The organism is Micropruina sp., from assembly GCF_047606365.1.
Taxonomy (GTDB): domain Bacteria; phylum Actinomycetota; class Actinomycetes; order Propionibacteriales; family Propionibacteriaceae; genus Micropruina.
Map to the genome: position 1 here is coordinate 1 of NZ_JASGEN010000121.1, position 7,095 is coordinate 7,095.

Annotated in this window: 5 protein-coding genes; 1 reads left to right on the forward strand and 4 read right to left on the reverse strand. The window is 68.7% G+C overall.

All coding sequences use genetic code 11. The annotated features are described in order from the left end of the window. A partial coding sequence (locus QM624_RS14140) for an FtsX-like permease family protein (protein WP_415092888.1) occupies nt 1-1,752 on the forward strand: 1,752 nt, incomplete at its 5' end. Nucleotides 1,753-1,865: 113 nt separating this feature from the next. Here the strand turns inward: QM624_RS14140 and QM624_RS14145 are convergent. The 4 genes from QM624_RS14145 to QM624_RS14160 all read right to left on the reverse strand — a co-directional run bounded on the left by QM624_RS14145 (nt 1,866) and on the right by QM624_RS14160 (nt 6,909). Beyond that, complete coding sequence (locus QM624_RS14145) at nt 1,866-2,861, reverse strand: zinc-binding alcohol dehydrogenase family protein (protein ID WP_415092890.1); 996 nt, start codon at nt 2,859-2,861, stop codon at nt 1,866-1,868. A gap of 4 nt (nt 2,862-2,865) precedes the next feature. Further along, nucleotides 2,866-5,709: a vitamin B12-dependent ribonucleotide reductase gene (locus tag QM624_RS14150; protein WP_415092892.1), complete on the reverse strand. Its 2,844-nt coding sequence runs from the start codon at nt 5,707-5,709 to the stop codon at nt 2,866-2,868. Nucleotides 5,710-5,766: 57 nt separating this feature from the next. Next, nucleotides 5,767-6,225, reverse strand: coding sequence for a transcriptional regulator NrdR (gene nrdR / locus QM624_RS14155; protein WP_298133856.1), 459 nt, complete (start codon nt 6,223-6,225; stop codon nt 5,767-5,769). A gap of 336 nt (nt 6,226-6,561) precedes the next feature. Beyond that, entirely contained in the window at nt 6,562-6,909 is a 348-nt protein-coding gene (locus QM624_RS14160) for a hypothetical protein (RefSeq protein ID WP_415092894.1), read from the reverse strand. Between the last annotated feature and the right edge of the window lie 186 nt (nt 6,910-7,095).

Consider the following 7,095-nt stretch of genomic DNA (forward strand, 5'->3'; position numbering starts at 1 on the left):
CTCAACGGTGCCGATCCGCGGCAGCTGAGGCGGGTGGCGCTCGGACAGGCCCTGCTGCTCGGTTCGACGGCGGCGCTCACCGGCACCCTGGTCGGCGCGGGAGCGGGCATCGCGCTGTGGCCGGTGGTGTCGTCCGGCTCGTTCGAGGCTCAAGGGCCGCTGGACGTGCCCATCGGGGCCTTGGCGCTGCTCTTCGCCTTGGGCGTGCTGACCGCGCTCGGCTCGGCGCTGGTGACCACCCGCGGCCTGTCCCGGCTGTCGCTGGTCGCAGCGCTGAACGACACCACCCGTTCGGCTCCACCCGGACGCGGCGCGCCGCTCGCCGGCGTCCTGCTGCTGGCCGCCGGCGTGGCCGCGACCTGGTGGTCGATCACCCTGCCCCGCGACGGGAACTCGCTGATTCCCTGGGTCACTCTCGCCGGTGGCCTGGCTGCATTGGCCGGCCTTCTGCTGGGCACTCCCGGGTTGTTGCGGGTCCTGGCTCGGCTGGGCGCCGGCGCTCCGGTCGCGCTCCGGATGGCGCTGCGCGACCTGGCCCGGCACCGTGGCCGGGCGACTGCGATCGTCGCCTCGGTGGCCGGCGGGGTGCTCATCCTCACCGCCGTCTGGACGGCGATGGGCAGCACTGAGGCTGACCAGGCGCGGCGCTACATCCCGCTCACCCTCGCCGGCCGGGTCGTCATCGAAGGGGTACAGAGTGAATCGGGGTTGGCCGGCCTCGCGACAACCATCCACTCCGTCGACCCACTGCTGCGCACCACCGCGGTCGCGGGCGTCCTGGCACCCAAGCCCGGAGCCGAGAGCGGAGAATCGCTCGACATCGCGGCGCTACGAAAGGGTTGCACCGCTGCTGATCTGTTCGACGAACAGGGCCAGCCCACCGCCCGCTGCCGCTCGATGAGCGCATACACCGGGACCGGTGTTCTGGTCGGCACGACCGACGACCTGGTGCGGCTGTTCGGGTTGGACGCGACCCAGGCCGACGCGTTGGCACACGGCAAGCTGCTGGTGAACACCGAGCCGGTGCCCGGCTTCGAGGGCACCTCGGTGAACGAGTTGGACCGGGGACGGCTGCACGTCGCCTACCTCGACTACGAGGAAGGCACGAAGCCACACACCGAGTGGATACCTGCCGTCGCGATCACCAGCGAGGTGATCAGCCGCGGCGCACCACCCTCCCGCTACTCGGTACTGGCCAGCACCTCCACCGTCGCTGCCCTCGGCTGGTCGGCAGCAGGCTGGCAACTGCTGGTGGACGACCCGAAGGGCCCGATCAGCCCCGAGACCGAGACGGCGCTCCGTGAAGCACTGGCCACACCAGGTATCCAGATCCAGGTCGAACGCGGCTTCACGCCGGAACCGCAGCCCGTGCTCTGGCTGATCGCCGGCACCCTTGCCCTGCTGGCGGTGATCGGCGCGGCGATGTCGACGATCCTGGCCGCGGCTGAACTGCGGCCGTTCCTGGCGACCTTCACCGCGGTCGGTGCGCCGCCGACGCTGACTCGCCGGCTGGCGATCGCGCAGGCCGCCGTGCTGGGGTTGCTGGCGTCCGGCCTGGGAGCGCTGCTCGGGATGGCGGTCGGCGCCCCGATCGGCATCATCTCGACCAGTTGGAGCGGGGAGGAACCGGTGGTGGCCCTGCCCTGGCCGACCGCGGGCCTGTTCGTGGTGGCCGTGCCGCTGATCGCCGGCGCGGTGGCCGCGATCTCAACCTCTGCGAAGCCCGCGTCGATCGCCGCGCGACCGGATTGAGCCCGGCGTTCGTCATGGCAGCGGTGCGGAGATCCCGGCGTTCGCCGGGATGGCGCGGCAGTGGAGCGGCGTGGACGGCGGGCTCCGGAGGTTCCGACGAGCTTCGACCAGCGCTAGTCGAGGGTGATCGCCAACTTGCCGACAGCGCTGCCGGAGCGCAGGACTTCGTGCGCCTCGGCCAGGGTGTCCGGGCTGAGACCGGCCAGTGTTCGGGTCAGCGTGGTGCGGATCCGGCCCTGCTCGACGAGTTCCGCGGTGCGGGCGAGCAGGCGTCCCTGTTCGGCGACGTCCGGGGTCTCGTGGATGATCCGGGCGAACATGTACTCCCAGTGGAAGCTGATCGCCTTGGTCTTCAGCGCACCGAGTGGACCGGGATCGTCGTCGATCGCGACGATCTCGCCGAACGGCTGCAGCAGGTGCTGATAGTCGTCGAGGTTGCCGGCGGTGAACGAGGAGAAGATCCAGCGGACGCCGTCCGGAGCGACCGCAGCCACCTCGTCGCGCAGGTTGCGGTGCCCGACCACCGCATCGGCGCCCAGGTCGCGCACCCAGGCCCGGCTTTCGTCACGACTCGCGGTGGCGATCACCGTCACGCCGGTGAGCGCCTTGGCCAGCTGGATCAACACGCTGCCCACTCCCCCGGCGCCGCCGACGACCAGCAACGCACCGCGGCTCTCGGCGTTGAGCCGGAACTTGTCGAACAGCGATTCCCAGGCGGTGATCGTGGTCAGCGGCAGTGCGGCCGCTTCGGCCCAGTCCAGGTTCCGGGGTTTGTGCGCGACGATCCGAGCGTCGACCGCATGCAACTCGGCGTTGCTGCCCGGACGGCTGACGTCACCGGCGTAGTAGACCTCGTCGCCGACCGCGAAACCGGACGCCTGCGCGCCGACCGCTTCGACGACGCCGGCCGCGTCGTAGCCCAGCTGCGTGCTCTCACCGTCGCCGAGGCGTTTGAGCACCTTGGTGTCGACCGGGTTGACCGAGACTGCGCGGACCCGGACCAGCAGGTCGTGGGGGCGCAACTCGGGAACCGGTAGGCGTTCGGCGGTGAAGGCCGCCGTCCCGGATCGCCCGGCGTGGGCGATCCAGGCGGTGGTGTGCTCGGCCATCGGTTCAGCTGCAGCCGCTGGTGCTGCCGCAGCCCTCGCAGATGTAGCAGCTGCCGCTGCGTCGCATCTTGGTACCGCAGGTGAGGCACAGCGGAGCGTCGATCGCCATGCCGGAGATCCTCTCCAGCACCTCGGCGGTCGAGTGCGGCCGGGCCTCGACCAGGGCCGGCTGCAGCGGGCCCTCCTCGTGGACCTTCACATCGTCACCGGCGTCGTTCTTCAGCGACTCGGAATCGATCAGGTTGGCCTCGTCCTCTTCGGAGATGTACGAGCCGGTCTCGACGTAGCGGGCACGCTCGGCCGAGGTGTAGATGCCCAGCTCGGCACGCTCGTCGAAGGACAGGTAGTCGAGCGCGAGGCGGCGGAAGATGTAGTCGATGATCGACTGCGCCATCCGGATGTCGGCGTCGTCGGTCATGCCGGCCGGCTCGAACTTCATGTTGGTGAACTTCTGCACGTAGCTCTCCAGCGGCACGCCGTACTGCAGGGCGATCGAGATCGCGATCGAGAAGGCGTCCATCACGCCGGCCAGGGTCGAGCCCTGCTTGCCGAGCTTGAGGAAGACCTCGCCGAGGCGTCCGTCGTCGTAGGCGCCCGCGGTCATGTAGCCCTCGGCGCCACCGACGGAGAACGACGTCGTCCGGCTGGCCCGCGCCTTCGGCAGCCGCTGCCGGCGCGGACGGTACTCGACCCGCACCTCGGGCTCGGCCTTGACCTCGCCCGCCGCCGGCGCTTCCTTCTTCTTGGCGTCGGACAGCGGCTGGCCGACCTTGCAGTTGTCGCGGTAGACCGCCAGCGCCTTCAGGCCGAGCTTCCAGCCCTGCAGGTACACCTCGGCGATCTCTTCGACCGTGGCCGTCTCGGGCAGGTTGACCGTCTTGGAGATGGCGCCGGACAGGAACGGCTGGGCCGCGGCCATCATCCGCACGTGACCCATCGGCTTGATCGCCCGTTCACCCATGGCGGTGTCGAAGACCTCGTAGTGCTCGGTCTTCAGGCCCGGGGCATTCACCACGTGGCCGTGCTCGGCGATGTACTCGACGATCGCCTCGACGGTCTCTTCGGTGTAGCCCAGGCCGTGCAGCGCACGCGGAATGGTCTGGTTGACGATCTGCATCGACCCGCCGCCGACCAGCTTCTTGAACTTGACCAGCGAGAAGTCCGGCTCGATGCCGGTGGTGTCGCAGTCCATCATGAAGCCGATGGTGCCGGTGGGTGCCAGCACGGACGCCTGGGCGTTGCGGAAACCGTTGGCCGCACCGAGGGTGACGACCTTCGCCCACTCGTCGGTGGCCACGTCGTGCACGGTCGAATCGAGGTCGGTGAGGGTGCGCACCTCGTCATTGGCCGCCTGGTGCTTGCGCATCACCTTCTGGTGAGCGGACGCGTTGCGCGCGTAGCCGGCGTACGGACCGACGATCGCGGCCAGTTCGGCCGAGCGCCGGTAACTGGTGGCGGTCATCAGCGAGGTGATGGACGCCGCCAGCGCCCGGCCGCCCTCGGAGTCGTAGCCGCGACCGACGGCCATCAGCAGCGCGCCCAGGTTGGCGTAGCCGATGCCGAGCTGACGGTAGTCGCGGGTGGTCGTGCCGATCGCCTCGGTCGGGAAGTCGGCGAAGCAGATCGAGATGTCCATCGCGGTGATGACCAGTTCGACGGCCTTCACGAAGGTCGCCGCGTCGAAGGTGTCGTCGTCGCGCAGGAACTTCAGCAGGTTGAGGCTGGCCAGGTTGCAGGAGCTGTTGTCCAGGCTCATGTACTCCGAGCACGGGTTGGACGCCGTGATCCGGCCGGTCTCGGGGTTGGTGTGCCAGGCATTGATGGTGTCGTCGTACTGAATGCCGGGGTCGGCGCACTCCCAGGCGGCCTTGGCCATCTTGTCGAACAGCTGGCGCGCGTCGACGGTCTCGATCACCTCACCGCTCATCCGGGCCCGCAGCCCGAACTCGGCGCCGTCTTCGACCGCGCGCATGAACTCGTCGCTGACCCGGACGGAGTTGTTCGCGTTCTGGTACTGGACGCTGACGATGTCCTTGCCGCCCAGGTCCATGTCGAAGCCGGCGTCGCGCAGCGCGCGGATCTTGTCCTCTTCGCGCGCCTTGGTCTCGATGAACTCCTCGATGTCGGGGTGGTCGACGTCGAGCACGACCATCTTCGCGGCCCGCCGCGTCGCGCCACCCGACTTGATGGTGCCCGCCGACGCGTCGGCGCCGCGCATGAAGCTGACCGGGCCGGAGGCCGTCCCGCCCGAAGAGAGCAGTTCCTTGCTGGAGCGGATCCGGGAGAGGTTCAGGCCGGCACCCGAACCGCCCTTGAAGATGAAGCCCTCTTCCTTGTACCAGTTCAGGATCGAGTCCATCGAGTCGTCGACGCTGAGGATGAAGCAGGCGCTGACCTGCTGCGGGGACTTGGTGCCCACGTTGAACCACACCGGCGAGTTGAAGCTGAAGTACTGCCGCAGCAGCATCCAGGTCAGCTCGTGCTCGAAGATCTCGGCGTCGGCCGGCGTGGCGAAGTACCCGTTGTCCTCGCCGGCGCGCCGGTAGGTGGTCACCACCCGGTCGATCAGCTGCCGCAGGCTGGTCTCGCGGGCCGGCGTGTTCAGTGCACCACGGAAGTACTTGGTGGTGACGATGGTCGAGGCGTTGACGCTCCAGAAATCGGGAAACTCGGCACCCCGCTGCTCGAAGACGGTCTCCCCGGTCTTCCAGTTGGTCTGGACGACGTCGCGCGCCTCCCAGGTCACCTGGTCGTAGGGATGCACGCCGTCGGTGGTGAACACGCGCTCGATGGTGAGCCCCGGTCGCTTCGCGGATCGACGGCTTCCGGCGCGAGCAGTTTCGGTCATCTGTGGTGCCTTCTCTCGGGTGTGGATCGCTGGTTCTGCCAGCAGTGGGGGTGACTGTCAGCGGGGCGCGACCAACTGGCCGCGGAGGTTCTCGATCTCGGCGGCGAAGTCGTCGACCGAGTTGTAGTGCTTGTAGACCGACGCGAAGCGGAGGTATGCCACGGCGTCCAGGGTGCGTAGCGGGCCGAGGATCGCCAGGCCGACGTCGTCGGCCGGGATCTCGGCCTGCCCGCTGGCCCGTAGTGCCTCTTCGACCTGCTGGCCGAGCCGAGCCAGATCTGCCTCCGAGACCGGCCTGCCCTTGCAGGCCTTCCGGACGCCGGTCACCACCTTCTCGCGTGAGAAGGGCTCGACCACGCCGGAGCGCTTCACGACCACGAGCTGCATCTGCTCAAGAGTGGTGAACCGACGCTCGCAGGACGGGCATTGGCGCCTGCGACGAATCGCCGCACCGTCTTCGGCAACCCGCGAGTCGAGGACTCGCGAATCGGTGTGGCGGCAGTACGGGCAATGCACGAGCATCGACCCCCTTCGTCTTCAGCGATGAACCGCCCTGTGGAGCGTTGTGTGTACTGACTGTGGAGAACCCTGTGGATGAGACCACAATCTGTGGACAAAGCACAGCCCTGTAACTACTACATATAGACGATATGTCGCTCGTCACCACAACGCAACCATGCGCGGCGTGTCGTCCGGAGATGGCTCAAGACCCGTCGTCTTGCGAGTCAACGGAGGCCGGCGCCCACGCATATCGGTTCGATCGAGACGATTTCAGGCGGCACTCCGCCACCCAGAAGACGCCCGCGGCGCCCGGCGGACACCCAACCCGGGAACCTCGATGTGGGCCCGACTTCAGCCCAGCTGGCTCACTGCCGGCGCCTGCGGGAGACCGGGCTCATTCGGCACTGCCAGGAAACCCGCGACCAGCGTGAACACCCCCGCCGCGACCGCACCGAGGAACACCGTCATCACCACGGCCAAGCCGCGCCGGGTGAGCTGAAGGCCCTGCCCGACGGCGATCGCCACCGGCTCGGACACCCGGGCGCGCACCAGCGGCGCAACCCCGCCGGACGGGCGACCGCCCGGCGCTCCGGGATGGTTCGGACGCGCGATCGGCCCCCGCGTCTGCGGGACATGCCGCCACCGCGGCCGGGCGGTCGTCGGGGTGATCACCATCTCCTCAACCAGTACCGCACTCATCTCGCACTCCCTTCCTCGAACATACGTTCGATGGTCATTCTTACCCGCGATCGACGTGGGCGCAACCCTTATTCGTACTGTTGTTCCCGATCGTTCGATCGATACCCATGAGTCAACACGGCCCCACTGACAGTTTTCGCGGGCGGGGCTCGCGAGCACCGCACGCGGGCCCCCCCCCCCGGCGCC

What these genes read in the sequence shown, in the direction of transcription:
- QM624_RS14145 (WP_415092890.1), bottom strand. Translation starts at nt 2,861, where the DNA reads ATGGCCGAGCACACCACCGCCTGGATCGCCCACGCCGGGCGATCCGGG.
- QM624_RS14150 (WP_415092892.1), bottom strand. Translation starts at nt 5,709, where the DNA reads ATGACCGAAACTGCTCGCGCCGGAAGCCGTCGATCCGCGAAGCGACCG.
- QM624_RS14160 (WP_415092894.1), bottom strand. Translation starts at nt 6,909, where the DNA reads ATGAGTGCGGTACTGGTTGAGGAGATGGTGATCACCCCGACGACCGCC.